The organism is Pedobacter ginsenosidimutans (assembly GCF_001442625.1).
GTDB classification, from domain to species: Bacteria; Bacteroidota; Bacteroidia; order Sphingobacteriales; family Sphingobacteriaceae; genus Pedobacter; species Pedobacter ginsenosidimutans.
In genome coordinates this window covers 1-15146 of the sequence record NZ_LMZQ01000053.1, presented here as the reverse complement: position 1 = coordinate 15146, position 15146 = coordinate 1, and the positions used below count along the sequence as shown (strand labels likewise).

At 39.5% G+C, this 15146-nt stretch carries 19 protein-coding genes; 15 read left to right on the top strand and 4 right to left on the bottom strand.

Features of this window, described 5'->3' with window-relative positions; genetic code table 11:
- Positions 1–160 precede the first annotated feature (160 nt).
- From ASU31_RS28030 to ASU31_RS25720, 5 genes are all read left to right on the top strand, one after another.
- Complete coding sequence (locus tag ASU31_RS28030; RefSeq protein WP_280739894.1) at positions 161–292, top strand: hypothetical protein; 132 nt, start codon at positions 161–163, stop codon at positions 290–292.
- A gap of 77 nt (positions 293–369) precedes the next feature.
- Positions 370–858 carry a TIR domain-containing protein gene (locus ASU31_RS25735; protein ID WP_057935110.1) on the top strand — a complete coding sequence of 163 codons (489 nt, stop codon included), beginning with the start codon at positions 370–372 and terminating at the stop codon, positions 856–858.
- Between the two features lie 11 nt (positions 859–869).
- Entirely contained in the window at positions 870–1415 is a 546-nt protein-coding gene (locus ASU31_RS25730) for a toll/interleukin-1 receptor domain-containing protein (RefSeq protein ID WP_209435068.1), read from the top strand.
- A gap of 3 nt (positions 1416–1418) precedes the next feature.
- Positions 1419–2588: a Thoeris type III anti-phage system protein ThcB4 gene (locus ASU31_RS25725; RefSeq protein WP_057935108.1), complete on the top strand. Its 1170-nt coding sequence runs from the start codon at positions 1419–1421 to the stop codon at positions 2586–2588.
- 7 nt (positions 2589–2595) lie between these two features.
- The gene (locus ASU31_RS25720; protein ID WP_057935127.1) at positions 2596–3168 is read left to right on the top strand and encodes a Thoeris type III anti-phage system protein ThcA; all 573 of its coding nucleotides are present in this window, start codon (positions 2596–2598) and stop codon (positions 3166–3168) included.
- A gap of 29 nt (positions 3169–3197) precedes the next feature.
- Here the strand turns inward: ASU31_RS25720 and ASU31_RS25715 are convergent, their stop codons facing one another.
- Positions 3198–4649, bottom strand: a complete 1452-nt coding sequence (locus tag ASU31_RS25715) for a DUF4062 domain-containing protein (RefSeq protein ID WP_083505548.1) — start codon at positions 4647–4649, stop codon at positions 3198–3200.
- Between the two features lie 373 nt (positions 4650–5022).
- Here ASU31_RS25715 and ASU31_RS25705 point away from each other — a divergent pair, with 373 nt between their 5' ends.
- The 7 genes from ASU31_RS25705 to ASU31_RS25665 all read left to right on the top strand — a co-directional run bounded on the left by ASU31_RS25705 (position 5023) and on the right by ASU31_RS25665 (position 10655).
- Positions 5023–5490 carry a hypothetical protein gene (locus ASU31_RS25705; RefSeq protein WP_057935105.1) on the top strand — a complete coding sequence of 156 codons (468 nt, stop codon included), beginning with the start codon at positions 5023–5025 and terminating at the stop codon, positions 5488–5490.
- An 865-nt stretch (positions 5491–6355) separates the two neighbouring features.
- Positions 6356–7366, top strand: a complete 1011-nt coding sequence (locus ASU31_RS25695) for a hypothetical protein (protein WP_057935103.1) — start codon at positions 6356–6358, stop codon at positions 7364–7366.
- A gap of 88 nt (positions 7367–7454) precedes the next feature.
- Positions 7455–7715 carry a helix-turn-helix domain-containing protein gene (locus ASU31_RS25690; protein WP_245224612.1) on the top strand — a complete coding sequence of 87 codons (261 nt, stop codon included), beginning with the start codon at positions 7455–7457 and terminating at the stop codon, positions 7713–7715.
- A 466-nt stretch (positions 7716–8181) separates the two neighbouring features.
- Entirely contained in the window at positions 8182–8442 is a 261-nt protein-coding gene (locus ASU31_RS25685; protein WP_057935102.1) for a helix-turn-helix domain-containing protein, read from the top strand.
- Between the two features lie 329 nt (positions 8443–8771).
- On the top strand, positions 8772–9320 hold the full coding sequence (locus ASU31_RS25675) for a BfmA/BtgA family mobilization protein (protein WP_157258307.1): 549 nt from the start codon (positions 8772–8774) through the stop codon (positions 9318–9320).
- 3 nt (positions 9321–9323) lie between these two features.
- Positions 9324–10304 carry a DUF5712 family protein gene (locus tag ASU31_RS25670; protein ID WP_057935099.1) on the top strand — a complete coding sequence of 327 codons (981 nt, stop codon included), beginning with the start codon at positions 9324–9326 and terminating at the stop codon, positions 10302–10304.
- Positions 10305–10382: 78 nt separating this feature from the next.
- Positions 10383–10655, top strand: a complete 273-nt coding sequence (locus ASU31_RS25665; protein WP_057935098.1) for a hypothetical protein — start codon at positions 10383–10385, stop codon at positions 10653–10655.
- Between the two features lie 172 nt (positions 10656–10827).
- On the opposite strand, the gene ASU31_RS25660 is transcribed toward ASU31_RS25665, so the two are convergent.
- Positions 10828–11415 carry a hypothetical protein gene (locus ASU31_RS25660; RefSeq protein WP_057935097.1) on the bottom strand — a complete coding sequence of 196 codons (588 nt, stop codon included), beginning with the start codon at positions 11413–11415 and terminating at the stop codon, positions 10828–10830.
- Positions 11416–11443: 28 nt separating this feature from the next.
- Positions 11444–12334 carry a HEPN domain-containing protein gene (locus ASU31_RS25655; RefSeq protein WP_057935096.1) on the bottom strand — a complete coding sequence of 297 codons (891 nt, stop codon included), beginning with the start codon at positions 12332–12334 and terminating at the stop codon, positions 11444–11446.
- 363 nt (positions 12335–12697) lie between these two features.
- Between ASU31_RS25655 and ASU31_RS25650 the strand changes: the two genes are divergently transcribed.
- From ASU31_RS25650 to ASU31_RS25640, 3 genes are all read left to right on the top strand, one after another.
- Positions 12698–12952, top strand: a complete 255-nt coding sequence (locus tag ASU31_RS25650; RefSeq protein WP_057935095.1) for a helix-turn-helix domain-containing protein — start codon at positions 12698–12700, stop codon at positions 12950–12952.
- A gap of 9 nt (positions 12953–12961) precedes the next feature.
- Positions 12962–13966, top strand: coding sequence for a leucine-rich repeat domain-containing protein (locus tag ASU31_RS25645; protein WP_057935094.1), 1005 nt, complete (start codon positions 12962–12964; stop codon positions 13964–13966).
- A gap of 118 nt (positions 13967–14084) precedes the next feature.
- Entirely contained in the window at positions 14085–14762 is a 678-nt protein-coding gene (locus ASU31_RS25640; RefSeq protein WP_057935093.1) for a hypothetical protein, read from the top strand.
- Between the two features lie 70 nt (positions 14763–14832).
- On the opposite strand, the gene ASU31_RS27325 is transcribed toward ASU31_RS25640, so the two are convergent.
- On the bottom strand, positions 14833–15060 hold the full coding sequence (locus tag ASU31_RS27325) for a tyrosine-type recombinase/integrase (RefSeq protein ID WP_083505547.1): 228 nt from the start codon (positions 15058–15060) through the stop codon (positions 14833–14835).
- Between the last annotated feature and the right edge of the window lie 86 nt (positions 15061–15146).

Sequence of the window (15146 nt, the reverse complement as noted above, 5' to 3'; positions counted from 1 at the left end):
TAGTATTGTCATTTTTATCATTTATTGCGGATTTAAAGCACGTTAATCGACTGAAAAACAACTATGTACATGTTAATAATTAATCAGTTTAGATATCTGACCAGAAGCCTTTTTATAGACATTGTGGATATATGTTGTCTGAGTTGATAAAAAGTGGGGTATGAACAGCTTTTTTCGACAGGATTACTTCCTGTACTTTCTGGCCTTGTTAAAGGAAGTTGCCCATCAGTTTGGACAATTGGTTGATCGGCACAAAATTTCTTTCGGATTTAACTATCTCCTGGTGTGGTAAATTGTTTTTTGTATATTAGGCCACCGGTCAATCAATCGTGCAGGCAGTTTAAATTAACATATAAATCATCTCTCAAAATGGCAAGAAAGGTTTTCTTTAGCTTTCATTATGACAACGACGTCTGGCGTGCAATGAACGTGCGGAACAGTTGGGTAACCAAACCAGACACCGAGTCGGCAGGGTATATCGACCATGCGGATTTCGAAAAAATTTTAAGGCAGGGAGAGCAGGCCGTGAAAAGATGGATCGATGATCAGCTTTTCGGGTCTTCAGTGACCATCGTACTTTTAGGAGCAGAGACCCTCCAAAGGCCTTTTGTAAAATACGAGCTGGAAAAAAGCTATGCAAGGGGGAATGCCATCATTGGTATTTTTGTCAATAAGCTAAAAAATGCCGCGGGTGAAACCTCTTCTGCCTGTAGTATCTACGGATGTCCTGTAGGAAAAAACGCAAGTGGGGATGTGGTCAACTTCAGTTCATTTCCCATTTATGACTGGGTAGATAATAATGGCTATACCAATCTTGGCAGTTGGGTTGAATTGGCGATCAACACCCAAAAGAGATAACCATGGCGATAATGAACAGAGCGGAATTTGCCTCGATAGCGGGCGAATTCTCCAGTTTCAGTGGCATTAGTGGTAGCCCCGGCAAAACGAGGACATTTTCCAAATCCCACTCGGTCACTAGTGTATTCCTTTCCCATGCCCATCAGGATAAGGATGTTGTTGAACAGGCCAGGTTTTTTTTCGAGAACCTCGGTATAGCGGTCTATGTGGACTGGGCGGATGAGACCATGCCCGAAAGGACAAATGGCGAAACCGCTACGCGTATCAAGTCACAGATTATCACCGGTACCGATAAGTTTGTCCTGCTTGCAACCAATACCGCTATTGCCTCGCGTTGGTGCAATTGGGAGGTTGGAATTGCCGATCCCTTCAAACTTTCCAAAAACAAAATGGCCCTATTGCCGCTAGCGGATACGCAAGGTGGCTGGAACGGCAATGAATATCTCCAGATTTATCCCCGGATTGAGCGTAATCCTAGACAATTTGGTGGTGAAGGCTATTATATCTGGTATCCAAATGGTGACTGGATGACTTTGGAAAATTGGTTAAAGGTTTAATGTATGCAGGAAATAAGATACGAACTGCTTTTGCTTGGTCATGATAGTCCGATGAACGGACAAATTGTAGATACGCTTTTTGCGCAATTGGATCTGTTGGGCGTAGACAAGGAACTGCTTAAGATTGTCAAAGCAGAGGCTTTTTCTTTTGATGGTAAAGACGACCATCCTCAGATTGCACTGTACCACAGCGGGCCAGATATGCTCGATGGGGAAATCCTGGAAAAGGTGATCAAAAATGCAAAAGTCATATTGCCGATCTTTAAAGATGGGGAAGACTTCAATAAGGTGATCCCAAAGGTGCTGCACGAGATAAATGGGATCAAGGTCTCTTCCCAGAACGATATCCCTTCAATTGTCAACCATATTCTGGAAGGTTTCGGCTTTTTAAGGGCTTCCAGAAGGCTGTTCATCAGCTACCGCCAGAATGAATCTAGGGGAGTGGCCGTTCAGCTTTTCGAAAAACTGTCGCTGGCCGGTTTTGATGTATTCCTCGATACCCACAGTATCCCAAAGGGGGATGTTTTTCAGGATGAGCTATGGCATAGGCTGGTGGATACCGATGTGGTAGTCCTGCTAAATACCCTGGATTTTTTGGGGAGCGAGTGGACCAGGAGCGAACTGGCAAGGGCGAGTGCGATGTCCATCGGTATCCTGCAATTGACCTGGCCGGATCATGTGCCCGAGCGTGACGCACAGATCAGTGTAGCGCTGCCGCTTGCCAAACGGGATTTTGTCCGCTCACGGTACCTTGGGGTATCGGCCACCCTTAAAAATGAAAGAATTGCGAATATTGTCAGGCAGACCGAACTCTTGCGTGCAAGAACCCTGTCGGCCAGACAGACCAATATTATTACCGAATTCGTTAAATTCTCCAGCAGGGTAGGTAAAGTGGCAACGCTCCAAAAGGAACGGTTCATGACCATGGAAAACAGTCAGGGCCGTGAAATAGTGGTCATACCGACCATTGGGGTACCGAATGCTTTCTCATACCATCAATCCGAAGACCTGATCCGTGTTATCCGGACAAGTCAGGTAGAAAAGATATATTTGCTCTATGATCACCTCAATATCAGAATGAAATGGCTTGAACACCTTGCCTGGCTGGATAAGTTTTTGCCCGTGGTTTCGGTAAGGGTCAGTGATATGGAAGATTGGTTCAACAAAATATAATCAAGATATGATTTTTTTATCCGCAAGTATTCCGGAGCGTGAAAGGGATCAACTGTATTTCAAAACTGCGGATGTGGTCGCAATCCGTGATGCAGTTCGTGCCCTGGCAACCATTGTTATCCCCAAAACCAGACTCATCTGGGGTGGGCACTATGCGATAACCCCGTTGATTAGGTACATTCTGGAGAAGATGGACAGCAAAATCTCAAATCACGTCACCATCTACCAGTCCGCTTATTTTTCACAGGAGTTTCCAGAGGACAATGATCAATTTGAGGATATCCGGATTATTCCCGCAAAAAATGACAAAATGAAAAGCGTCGCATTTATGCGTGAAAAAATGATATCAGAAAATGCTTTCCGTGCTGCCATTTTTATCGGCGGAATGGATGGGGTAATTGATGAGTATAACCTGTTCAGAAAGCATCATCCCAACGCTTTGATACTGCCAGTAGCCAGTACAGGAGGAGCAGCTGAAAATATTTTTTTTGAAAGCGAAAAGAGTTATGACCCCAGGTTGCGGGAAGATTATGCATATATGGATCTTTTCCGTTCCCTATTACAGGATGTAATTGATTAACCGGGCCTTGGCAGATAAATGTAAAGCCGTCAGCCAAAATGGTACCGGACAGGGGTGTGGATCTGATGCCTAATGGCGTTCAGCTTCTTTCTCTGTGTTTCAATACTCAGTAAATCGGTTTGGGCTTCAAGCATTTCATACAATGCGGCAGCTTTGACCTTTTCTGAATGTTGTTGGTAAATTTCCAGAAGTTTCCTACCCACGATGAGGTTCGTACTGGAAAAGCCCATGGTCTGACAATAATCTTCCAGCGCGCCGAACTGGTGGCTAAAATCTCCTGCATATATTTTTCCCTTAGCCTGGAGCAGGATATATTCAGCGTGATGATAGGCAGATGGGGTTCCCATTGCATCAAAATGGGACACTATTGAACCCATATTGGTTATCGCCGGAGCATAGTTTCCCATTGCTCCGTTGACAAAAGCCGAAAAACCATTATCGACGGCCAATGAGTTGTTATGCGTGTCGCCTTTCTCTTTTGAACGCTCCCAAAGGTAGGATAGGTATTCACAACCCCGTTTTGCCCGGTCAAGGAAAACCTTTCTTGCGATCTGGTTGCCCTTGCCGCTCCTTATGGAAAGTTTTGATGCCATAGCATAAAGTGAGTGGATATGGAAATGTACTGCCCCTTTGTAGCGCGCATGGTTTCCGGTAAGATTGAAGATATACGAAGCCATATTGTTGCACCAAAAGGCCTCGGTATTCCATATACCTGAATAATCCATTTGATTAAAGCATTCTGCAAAAGTTTCCAGGCAACTGGCTATGCTAGTGAGTATCCGTTCGTTTTTTCTATGGTCGCTAACGAGATGACCATATTTAATCTCTTGTTTAATGGCACCGTAGAGTGGGGTATACTTATCAACAACCTCTGCGGGATTGCCGTTTCTGACCGCGTGGAGATAATCTGCATAGAGCTTGACTGCGGTATCATCAATTGAATCAAAACTGCCCTCAGCTGGTTTTTGAGGCAGTAGGACTGCCGATTTCTTCAGGGTAGTATGTCTATCCTCCCAATAAGTCTTTCTCCCTTTGTTCTTCAGGATTCTAGCTACATGATCTGCAACCGTTTCCAGCGGATTGCACCCCTGGCTACAGGTGATGATTTTAAAGGTATCGTAATAACTGGCCTCAAGCCATTTGAATATCGGGTTTCCCTTAACATCGGATCCGAGAAGGTTGACAATAATCTTGGGGATGTTCATTTGCTGGACATGTTGGTGTTCTATGTCCGTACCACTAAAATCTGCCTGGTTGTAAGTTCCTATTTCCTTTGCAAAGAAACCAATAAAGAAGTCAGCTTTAGATAACAGCTCCAAACAATCCTCCATTGATGATTCCCCTCTGTTTTTGTTGTCGAATTCTATTCCTAATACCTTGACCGACAGATCGCTCAAATGCATTTCAAGGTAGTTTTTTAGCTGAACCCTAAAGTCACGTAAAGCGGTCATTTCCGAGCTGATAAAAATCTGGTGGGCCATAGTTGAAAAAAGCTAAATATACTCCAATTTTTATTGTCGGTAAATATTTTCCAAACAAAAAAATAGCGGGTATCGTTCTCTCTCTATGGCCGTTTTTCCCGGGTTTTTCAAAATCATCAACCCAGACGACAATATCTCCTTTGACCAAACCTGCGGTGAACGACAGGAAAAAAAGAACCCTTTAATACCTTTTAGGTAAATGAGGAAAACAAAATCTAAGATCTATCAGGCTAAAACTACTTGATATCAATTTTAGGGTAGGTAAAATAAAATACTGGGTACTACCCACGTGTTACCAAGGTTGAAACGCAATGTAACCCAATTTTGTCCTGTCGGAAGGGCGATGGAGCCGGGCGATTAAAAATTTGAATATATGTTGGGGCAATTTACATGGGGACAGTTTTTATGCTGTTATGGGGCAGTAAGCCTGTTGTGGTATCTGGGACTGCTGTTTACCGCTTACCGAAAAGAAACGATCGGCTTTCTTGGAAGGAGTGCTGTAAATACAGGCTCAAATGGAATCTTAAGGTTTAAGCCTAAAGATAAAGTTGAGGTAGTAAATGATCAAGGTGATCCCGATATACGGCAAGAGCTATCTGAATCAGCTCGAGAACCGGATTTAAATCAGGTCAAAAATAAACAGCGTGAAGGAGAGATAATGGAAAATGACCTGATGGTAAGGTTAAACCACCATTGGGGCTCGAAAAGCTGGAGACTGCCGACCTGTCTTTTGCTGCGCCTTCAAAGGACGATCCGGATGAAGAAGGGGAAGATGGTGGTGGTGGCTTGTGAGGACCTGGTAGGGGAGTATAAGGGAAATCTATCAGATCCTGGCAGCTAATGATGGCAACAAGCAGGACTTTTTTGGGATGGTATCGGAACTTAAGGGGCAGTTTGGGCCGCTGGGTTCAAGTCCTTGTATAGTAAGGGTAAATGCCTACATCAGGAACAGTGCGCCATTTTCGATAAGTAGTGAGGAGCTTGAAAATCTGTGGGATTAAGCGAGCATGTTTTTTAACTGTGTGTTTTTTTTACGACCAGGTTGTGCCGGGTAAAGAACAGGAAAAATTTAGGGGCAATATTTAAGGGATTTAATTGATGAAAATAAATATCATCCCTGTTGCGGAAAAAGGAATTCGTTCGATTATGGTTCCTTCTAAGTTCTTGTAACGCTTCGTCAGAATAGGTAGTTTTTGAAATCTGAAATCTTTCAAAATCAAATGATATCGGGAAAAAATTGAGTTGCATCGTTAATTTATGATTTGGTTAAACCCAAAAATACTTGATTTTAAGTCTTTCCCCAAAAAACTTTATGCACAAGAGACTAATATAATATTCTATTAGCCTCGGGAGCTATTTTACTGTGTAGTTCAATAAAGTGGGTTCTTTTTTTATTTTTGGTGAAGGGTTAACACAGACTTTTATAAATGATTTCATTAGTAAAAGTAAATATTCGTAGCTAGGAATATAACTTTAGCAATTTTATCTTTTATTTTTTTTACCAAAAGTGACGAAGAACCAAAGTTTCTCCGACATATACGACATTGCAACTTAAAATTCAGACTTACATGGTGGTTGTTCTACTAATAAAAGAACTAATCTGATTCGTTCGTTATAAATATCGCTTAATTTCTTATAATATTAAGTTTACACAATGGTCTAAATTATCAATATATTTAAAAATTAGCACTAAACACGATCAATTTATGCGCAATCTAACCATTTTTTTAACCCGTCTACAGACTTTCAACCTTCGCATCATCACCAAGTCAGAATTGAAAAGCACAATAAAAGAAGATGTCGAAAAACAAGCTTATAGCCTTGCCCACGAAACAAACTATTATGATTCTTTCACTTATAAGAGTGAAATCAGGGTATTAAAAGACATGGCATTAATTGACCTGCTGTCCCTTAACGACACCAGTTTAAAAAGAGAATTTGAACAGCTCAAAAAATTAAAAGAAAGGTTTAAGCTCATGTGGACAAATTTCCACCAACATTACGGTGAACTTAGAGCCGAATATCCCGGCAACTTCATATTTTCGATCCAACTCAATTATTTGTTTATCGTTAACAACCTGCAATCAGATTACAAGGATATTTATATAGGTGATGAGTTTGTGGAAAGTCTGCACGATACTTTGAAGATCAGGGACAAGTTCTTAAGTGAGCTAATCAGCGAAGTAGATGAAATTCTAAATCCCCGTGAAACGTTCGAGGAATGGATGGTCAGACAGAAAAGCCCAGAACAAGTTGAAGATGCTACGGCAGAGCAATCCCAAAAAATTCCATATAATCCCGATGCGGGTCGGCCAAAATTCAATCATCAGTATATAGATGATTTTTTACAACTGATAAGGACTTATTTTTCAGAAGAACATTTCAGCCAGCTTGACGCCCTAATAAAAGCGGACGAACAACCTGCAAACCAGATGATCTTCAACGGAAACAGTAATAAGCTTGCCGATGCTTTTAAGCAGCTTTATGAAGCTAACCTGATTGTCGGATGCAATAAAGCGGAACTTGAAAAATGGATTCTAAAACACTTCTTATATAGCAATGGAGATAAAGTAAACGAATACTCTGAGGGCTGGCTAAGTGCAATTATATCTTCCGATACCAAGGTCTGCAAATCACCAATTTTAGAGGTAAGGATGAAAGACAAAGTTCCTTTTCTGGTTCCAACAGTCCGAAACAAAAAAAACAGCAAATATTAGTAGGAAACAGTAAGGATGCAGTTTAACGTGTTGCAACCCTACAAAACAAGCCACTAACATTGCGGTATCAAAACAATAGATACCGCTTATGAAGTACACATTTGAAGAACTACCGCAAGCCATTAGTACACTGCACGAAAAGGTAGATTGTATTAAAGACCTATTGCTGGAAAACAGGTTGCAAAATCCCCAGCGTCCCCGAGACGATTTATTGACCATTGGGCAGGCTGCCGAATTTCTCAGCCTGTCTGTACCCACGCTTTACACCAAAGTGAGCCGGAAGGAAATCCCCGTGAACAAGCGGGCAAGAGACTTTATTTCTCCATGGTGGAACTATCAGAATGGGTAAGATCGGGAAGAAAGAAAACTACTGAAGAAATCTATTCCCCAACGAACGGTATCATACCACCAACATAGCTATATATCTCTATTGCTCAATAGATATATCCATATAGCAACATAGCTATATATCCATATACAACGGTTTATGTATAGCAAAAACTACTGACATAGCACGTAATATGGGCAGTTCGAAAGCTTACAGGGTTTTGTGGGATGCAGCTATTGGCAGTAGAAAGGTGGTTCAGGCAGTCAGTCCCCTTTTCGGGGGCTGAGCAAGCGGAAGTTGGGCAGTGGCCCTACTTGCTTGCCCTAAGCTATCGCTACAGGGGTTTCAAGTATCCTCCGGGGATACTTGTCGGCTTTTCAAGCCGCTAAAGAGAGTGAACGGTATACTTCACGGTATACCAAATATTTAAGTAGAAAAAATATGACATGTGAATTCATGCATATATCAAAAATGAAAGGAGCTATTTATGAAGATGGACATCATCACAATGGATGATCTGCAGCAGTTCAAGACAGAAATGCTGAATGAAATGAAAAATATTTTAAAAACTAATAGTGGTACTTCAAATAAATCATGGTTGAGGAGTGCTGAGGTAAGGAAAATGCTAAATATTTCACCTGGTACATTACAGAACTTGCGTATCAATGGCAATTTGCCATTTCGTAAAGTCGGGGGAACTATGTTTTACAGCCGGGAAAAAATTGAAAAGATGATGGAGGGGAAATAAAATGAAGAAAGATGAAAATTTGTACCACAAAGGATTGCGTAGATACTTTGCGCAGGCGTCACAACAGCCACATTTTTTTCCTACCCATTTAAGTATATTAATTGCATTGGTTCAGTGTTGCAATTATCAGGATATAACGCTCCCATTTAATGTAAGCAGAAAAAAGCTTATGCGATTTTCAAGGATAAAGTCTGTTTCTACATACCACAAAAATATCAGGGAATTGAAGGAAAGCGGTTTTATTAAATATAAACCCTCATGGCATCCAAAGCTGGGAAGTGAAATGAAGCTTAATATTGGATTGGATAAAAATTTTTAATGTAATGGTAATGGAAGATATCAATATCAAGTCTGTGCGATACCCAAAAGCAACGGACGAAAAACTGGGAAAAATTTCGCTGAAACTTGGGAGAACAAAAAAACTGGTGGTTATACAGATGGTAAATTATTTTTATGGCACAAAAAAAGATCCCGTCGATTTCAACGATGAGCTACTTAAAAAAGAGCTTGTTAACGGAGTAAATAGAATAATTTCCTTTTTTAAAAAACAGGAGAAAGATTTCTTGCTACCAATGTTTACCGATAGTAATGGACTTATCATTATAACAAAAGAGCATACGGAATATTTCAAAATAATCTGGCAGCATCTACAAAGAGAGGAAAAGAAAAGTGACAGAATTTCTAACCGCATGGCACAATTGGAAAAAGAAATTGCCAGAACGCACCAATACTACAATGAAAAAAGTAAACTAAAATCGAGTTTTAGAGAGATACTCAATTATTATATTAATCAGAGAGAATCTTTAGGATGGCCGGTATCAGCTGCCAAAAAGGAGGAATTGCAAAGCCATGTCAGAAAATCCCTTGAAAATATTTAGCCTATGTATATCAATATCACGGCATCCGAAACGGGCAATAACAAAGGCAGTAGTGGAGCTTTGGTCAATTATTTGGAAAAGGAGAATGATCTAAAGAATGGGAAAAATTCCGTATCGGATTACGAAAACTGGTTCAATGGTGCTAGAAACGATATCAAGAGACAGGAAGTCCGAGTTAAGATCGATAATAACATTGCAAAGCTTGGCCGTGATGACAGTAAGTTTTTTCTAATCAACATCAGTCCAAGCCAAAAGGAACTGGCGCACCTTTACGATCTATACGGCAAGAAAGGTACAAAAGAAAAACTAAAGGAATTTGCGGTGAAGGTGATGGATGAGTACGCAAGGAACTTTAAAAGAACAGGCATTAACAGCCATAAAGATTTGCTCTGGTACGGCAAGCACGAAAACTTCCGATATTACAAACACACAGATAAGGAGGTAAAAGACGGGACAAGGAAAACGGGCGAGCGCAAAGATGGAAGACAGGATCATATTCAGATCATCGTCAGCCGTAAGGACACTACGAATAGGATTAAGCTTAGCCCCCAAAATACCTCAAAGGGAAAGAACAAGGAGCATTCTGCTAAGCTTGGGGAATTTAACCGTACTGCCTTTAAACAATCGGGCGAGAACCTATTTGATGCTTTGTTTGATTTTGACAGGGGACTGAAAGACACCCTTGCCTATACGAACACAATGCAAAATGGGACGATCATACAGAAAACACAGATGAATCTATTGGAAAACATTCCTATCCCAAAGACTGACCAGACCATCATTAACGATTTGGCAAAAAGCGTTACTGAAGGAGTATTTGAAAGTGTCGGGGAAATGATTTCTACAGCTGGAAAGATGGGTGCTGACCTGTTAAATATTCTTATGGAACCAGTTTACGTTGCGCCCCAAGCAGATCCAATAGAACCGAAAAAGCGTAAGAAAAAGAAAAAAAATATAGAGCACTCCAGAGGACTATCTTTTTAATTTCAAAATACGGTTTCCCGTAAGTATAACTTATACCCTGTCATTAATTTAGCATATAAATTAAAATAGAAAATTTGTATGAAAACATATCTTATAGGTTATGATTTAAACAAATCGGGTCAAGATTATAAAGACCTGATTGATGCAATAAAAAATTTGTCTCCTACATGGTGGCACCATCTCGACTCGACTTGGATTATTAAGTCTGATAGTACTGCTAGTGCCATTTGTGATGCCTTAGCAGTCCATATTGATGGTAATGATGAATTGCTAGTTGTCAAACTAAGTGGAGAAGGTGCTTGGATTGGATTTAATGATAAAGGGTCTAAATGGCTAAAAGATAATTTATGAATAAAGGTTTAATTCTATAGTCGATTGGCCCCCGCTCATTTGCGGCCTGCAAAAACGACCACTCCACACACACAGCCCCACTGTTTTTGCTTCGGTGTCTACGGAAAAGGTTTGGCGGTTGGCCTGTCTTTTCCGTTAGGCCGTTCGTTCAGTTGGGACGGAAAATAAAGTTTTAATTGCCATCTTTTATGCGCTCACTGATCAGCCACGTAGCCTCGAACAGTTTGACCAATTGTTCGTAAACTGTGATTACTTCAGATTTGGAAAGGCTTTCTTCCATGAAGGAGTTGCTAAGCGCTTCGTGAAGCCACGTGTTCAGGATTTTTTTGTACCCGTCCAGTTTATAGATCCTGAACATTTTCTTTAGTACAGATGAAGGCTTTACGATCTCCCGAATGCTCAGATTTTCTGGATAATCCCTTAGCTTCTTCCTTTCCGTTTTGATGTACCATTTTGCGATATCACTTTCCTGTTTGTCATCGAAGTCAAGTCTGCCAAGCTTGTGGCTCTTTAATAGCCAGGCTGCCTCTATCAGCTTTATGGTCAGTTCGTAATTATAAACAAGGTAGTCTGGGCTAAATTTTTTTGGTTCTTCGGATTCAAACGCTGCATCGTTTCGCCAGCGTTTCAGCATCTTCAAATGATTGGGCAACCATGAGTGACTGAAAAACTCGTGTACCGCTTTTATCGGATCTGTTATTTCATCACTATCAAGATAAACGATCCTGTTATCCGATGTTTTGTTTGTTTGCTTCTTCATAGTTTCAAATATTAGTCTGTAATGTTTTTTAGATCTGTACATGTTCAGCGTTTTTTAAGGCTGCATAATCTGATGCCGATTTGGCAAGTAGTTCTATTTTCTCGTTGCACATCTCTTTTGCCAACAAAAGAAAAGAGGCTACCCGTTGATAAAGACACTCCGCATCCTGCCGGGAAACCATAAAATCATCTTTATAACGTGAACCAGAATAACTTTTTGCCATTACATCAAATAACCGCTCATCTTCGGGAGTAGACAGGAAAAGTTGAAAAGGCTTTTCAGAAAAGCAAGTGCACAGACGGAGCAGGCGGTAAAGGTTATGGAACTCCGAACGGTAGGCGATATTAACCCTCACCAGACAGATACAAGTCTGTTCTACGGCCTGATGGAGCATAAAGGCACATATTCCAAACTGTTCCTTTTCCAAACATTCGGATGCGCACATCAGAAATCCGTCAGCTAGCGGTATACGATGTTCATAATGTTTAAGTGCCTTTATCGCACCCTTGGTGGGGATAAAAGCAGATATTGGATCTCCATCAAATAGTCTATCTTTACTATAGAGCAGTTTTCCGTATGTAAGCACACTGATAAAAAAGTGGCTGTTTTGCTGTACTGCATCCATAACCGATTGCCTACAATGGCCAATTAGGGTTATCGTTCCATGTTGATAATAGGTATTAGCAAAATCCTGCATTTCATAATCTATTCGGGTTGCAGTTTCGGTAACTACCAATAGGCAATGGTCACATTTAAGATAGCCTTGATTGTTATTAAAGCAGCCTTGGGAATGATGAGTGTAGCTTTTCTGCAAAAAGCTGAAGATCTGTAGCGGTTCGAACTTCTGGGCGAGCCGATGGATGAATTCCCTGAAATGGACAGCGTGCTCAGCTTCTGGTGATGATTTTGATGGTTCCATATTGATCTCATTTAGTTAGTAGCATTTAAATGAGTCCTGGAGATGCAGAAATAGGTGCGGAACTGCATCTCGTGGTTGCATAAAAGTTTCTGAAGCCTTACGTAACACGAGTGTACAGCAGTCCCGCACCTATTTTAGGAATACGCAAATATAGCATATTAATAAATAGGCTGGGTGTTCTGCTGTCTTGCGTTACGGCTTCAGAAATGCAACCGCAAGACCATTAGTATTTTAAAAAAAAAATGTAGTTTACATACTTAATTATTTAACAATACTAATATAATGAGATAATTGGAATACTCCAAATAAAAATACTCTTTTTATGGAGTGTGTAAATAAAGAGTGTTTTATTTACTTTATAATATGGCAAAAAATAGTCTATTAAATAATGAGGAAGAATTTAAAAAAATAGGTTTAAGACTTAAGTACCTCCGTAAATCCAAAGGCTTTACGAGCCCAGATAAGTTTGCTTATGAAAATAACCTAAACCGCTCTCAATATGGTAAGTATGAGGCTGGTAGTGCAAATATAACCATCGGCACCCTGATCAATATTTTAAATTGTTTAGGTATAAGTCTAAGTGAATTCTTCAATGAAGATTATAACCAACAAAAATAAATTCTAGAAATGGGGCTCTTCAAACGTAGTAAGAAATGGGAGAATTTTAACGGGAACATAAATATTTATGAAGATTTAGTAGTCTCTGACATCGATCTCCTTGTTGAAGAAGAGCAGATTCATTCTTTGCAGTTCTATATGTTCAAAAACCCTTCCCGAAAAACCTGGGAAGTTTTGGAACAGTTTTACAAAAGAAATCCCCAATTTGGTCTTCATGTTTTTTGGTACGAGGCTGTAGATTTTTGTTTTCTCGATTATATTCCTTCTGTACGGAATCTATCTGTAACGTCCTATCTTACAACTGATTTTACTCCATTAATTAAGTTACCTGATTTAAGACGTTTAAGTATTGGGGAAACAAAATCAACGAGCATTGATTTAAGTTTTATTTCCGAATTTAAATCTTTAGAATCGCTATATATTGACGGTATGAAGAAGGGCTTACAAAGCATCTCGAGACTTTCGGAACTGAAAACGCTAACCTTAAGGGGAGTTAAGCTTGCAAATCTGGATTTGATTATTGGATTGAAAAATCTGAGGGAATTAAATCTTTTATTTGGCAGCTATAAAAATCTGGACGCAATTTCAACTGCTAAAAATCTAAAAGTTCTTGAGATTAGTAGAACCAGACAGATACCTAATTATGATTTTCTTAATTCATTAGATGGTTTGGTTTCATTGTGCTTTGAGGGAATGTCAACGATGGAAGTTTTACCAGACCTGAAGGGATTGGTTAATTTGAAAAAGATCCAGATCGACAACAATAGCAGACTGAAAGATATTAGCGCTGTAGAGCAATTGGAAAAACTAGAACAGCTCATTATATTTTTTCCTGAAAATTTCAAAGCAGAACTTAGAAGAGTGATATTAAGCCAGATGACAAGAATCCTGCTTAATTCTAATACAATAAAGTTTAGCACTTTAGTAAATTTCCTGGAAGATCCGACCAAGATCGCATTAAAGACAAAGGGCATTGAAAACTGGAATTATTCCATTGCTAAACTGAATATTTAAAGGTATATAGTTTGACGAAGTTAACAGCGACACGGTATTGAATGTGCTTAATTTGAAATAATTATGCGAAGTGAGATATTACGAACGAACTTTTAGGTAAAACCCTTAAATAACAAAAATGGATTGGAGATTCAATAGCATCTGGTGGGAACAATTACAGCAGGATACAATATTTAAAAAGGATTTTAAAGAACCTCATAAATGGGTTTGGGACAATGATCTTTCTAACTCTGAATACGCAATTATTTGGCATTTAAAAGAAAAACTAAACTCATTTGAAAACCTCTCTGAGTCTGATAAGTTATTGTACCTTGAATTGAACTGGGCTAATATCAAAGACTTTATTGGAATTGAAAAATTTAGCAACTTAAAAAGACTTGAGCTACATTATTCTACCAAACTAGCAAGCGATACCGGTTTGAGTGCCCTCAAAGGATCTTTAGAGTTTTTACATATTAACCGAAGTAAGAAGTTTGTACCTACCGAAGAACTTCTTGCACTCAAAAAAATTAAAGTTTTGTGCTTAAATGAATGTGGAGACATCGATAATCTCGACTTTTTAAGCAACTTTCCAAAACTTATCGATTTCCGTTTCGTTAACACCAATATTTTGGATGGAAATCTCCAGCCAATCCTCGACCATCCCACGATAAGATCTGCAGGTTTTTTAAACAAGCGACACTATAACTATAAAAATGAAAAAATCGACTCAATATTAGATGATAAATTTGCAGACGACAATAAGATCTATGCCTATAAGGGTGAATACCGGACATTTAGGTATGATTATGGATAGTTGAAATAAAGCGTGAATGATCTCTGAAAAGTCACGCCTTAATTAAATACACTCTTATATAGATCAATATTTAAGAGAAACTATTATTGTACGACAGATTCAATTTACGCAATTTCTTTTGCAGTATCACCAAGTCTTCGCTTACCTTGGTTTCCAAAATCTTCGCGTAATGCTGGGTAGTCCTGATGTTCGTATGTCCGAGCATCTTTGATACCCTTTCTATCGATACACCGTTTAATAGGGTAACCATAGTCGCAAAAGTATGGCGAGCAATATTTTGGCTTTTAAAAGAACTCATCCATTGTATATGTAGACCAATTTAACGTGGTGATAGGCTTCAAAGGCTTTAATTGTTTTATACCCTTTAATGGTTTCAGCTTCTTT

What these genes read in the sequence shown, in the direction of transcription:
- ASU31_RS28030 (WP_280739894.1), top strand. Translation starts at nt 161, where the DNA reads ATGAACAGCTTTTTTCGACAGGATTACTTCCTGTACTTTCTGGCCTTG.
- ASU31_RS25720 (WP_057935127.1), top strand. Translation starts at nt 2,596, where the DNA reads ATGATTTTTTTATCCGCAAGTATTCCGGAGCGTGAAAGGGATCAACTG.
- ASU31_RS25660 (WP_057935097.1), bottom strand. Translation starts at nt 11,415, where the DNA reads ATGAAGAAGCAAACAAACAAAACATCGGATAACAGGATCGTTTATCTT.
- ASU31_RS25735 (WP_057935110.1), top strand. Translation starts at nt 370, where the DNA reads ATGGCAAGAAAGGTTTTCTTTAGCTTTCATTATGACAACGACGTCTGG.
- ASU31_RS25730 (WP_209435068.1), top strand. Translation starts at nt 870, where the DNA reads ATGAACAGAGCGGAATTTGCCTCGATAGCGGGCGAATTCTCCAGTTTC.
- ASU31_RS25665 (WP_057935098.1), top strand. Translation starts at nt 10,383, where the DNA reads ATGAAAACATATCTTATAGGTTATGATTTAAACAAATCGGGTCAAGAT.
- ASU31_RS25705 (WP_057935105.1), top strand. Translation starts at nt 5,023, where the DNA reads ATGTTGGGGCAATTTACATGGGGACAGTTTTTATGCTGTTATGGGGCA.
- ASU31_RS25695 (WP_057935103.1), top strand. Translation starts at nt 6,356, where the DNA reads ATGCGCAATCTAACCATTTTTTTAACCCGTCTACAGACTTTCAACCTT.
- ASU31_RS25685 (WP_057935102.1), top strand. Translation starts at nt 8,182, where the DNA reads ATGAAGATGGACATCATCACAATGGATGATCTGCAGCAGTTCAAGACA.
- ASU31_RS25690 (WP_245224612.1), top strand. Translation starts at nt 7,455, where the DNA reads ATGAAGTACACATTTGAAGAACTACCGCAAGCCATTAGTACACTGCAC.
- ASU31_RS25670 (WP_057935099.1), top strand. Translation starts at nt 9,324, where the DNA reads ATGTATATCAATATCACGGCATCCGAAACGGGCAATAACAAAGGCAGT.
- ASU31_RS25655 (WP_057935096.1), bottom strand. Translation starts at nt 12,334, where the DNA reads ATGGAACCATCAAAATCATCACCAGAAGCTGAGCACGCTGTCCATTTC.
- ASU31_RS25640 (WP_057935093.1), top strand. Translation starts at nt 14,085, where the DNA reads ATGGATTGGAGATTCAATAGCATCTGGTGGGAACAATTACAGCAGGAT.
- ASU31_RS25650 (WP_057935095.1), top strand. Translation starts at nt 12,698, where the DNA reads ATGGCAAAAAATAGTCTATTAAATAATGAGGAAGAATTTAAAAAAATA.
- ASU31_RS27325 (WP_083505547.1), bottom strand. Translation starts at nt 15,060, where the DNA reads ATGAGTTCTTTTAAAAGCCAAAATATTGCTCGCCATACTTTTGCGACT.
- ASU31_RS25715 (WP_083505548.1), bottom strand. Translation starts at nt 4,649, where the DNA reads ATGGCCCACCAGATTTTTATCAGCTCGGAAATGACCGCTTTACGTGAC.
- ASU31_RS25675 (WP_157258307.1), top strand. Translation starts at nt 8,772, where the DNA reads ATGGAAGATATCAATATCAAGTCTGTGCGATACCCAAAAGCAACGGAC.
- ASU31_RS25725 (WP_057935108.1), top strand. Translation starts at nt 1,419, where the DNA reads ATGCAGGAAATAAGATACGAACTGCTTTTGCTTGGTCATGATAGTCCG.
- ASU31_RS25645 (WP_057935094.1), top strand. Translation starts at nt 12,962, where the DNA reads ATGGGGCTCTTCAAACGTAGTAAGAAATGGGAGAATTTTAACGGGAAC.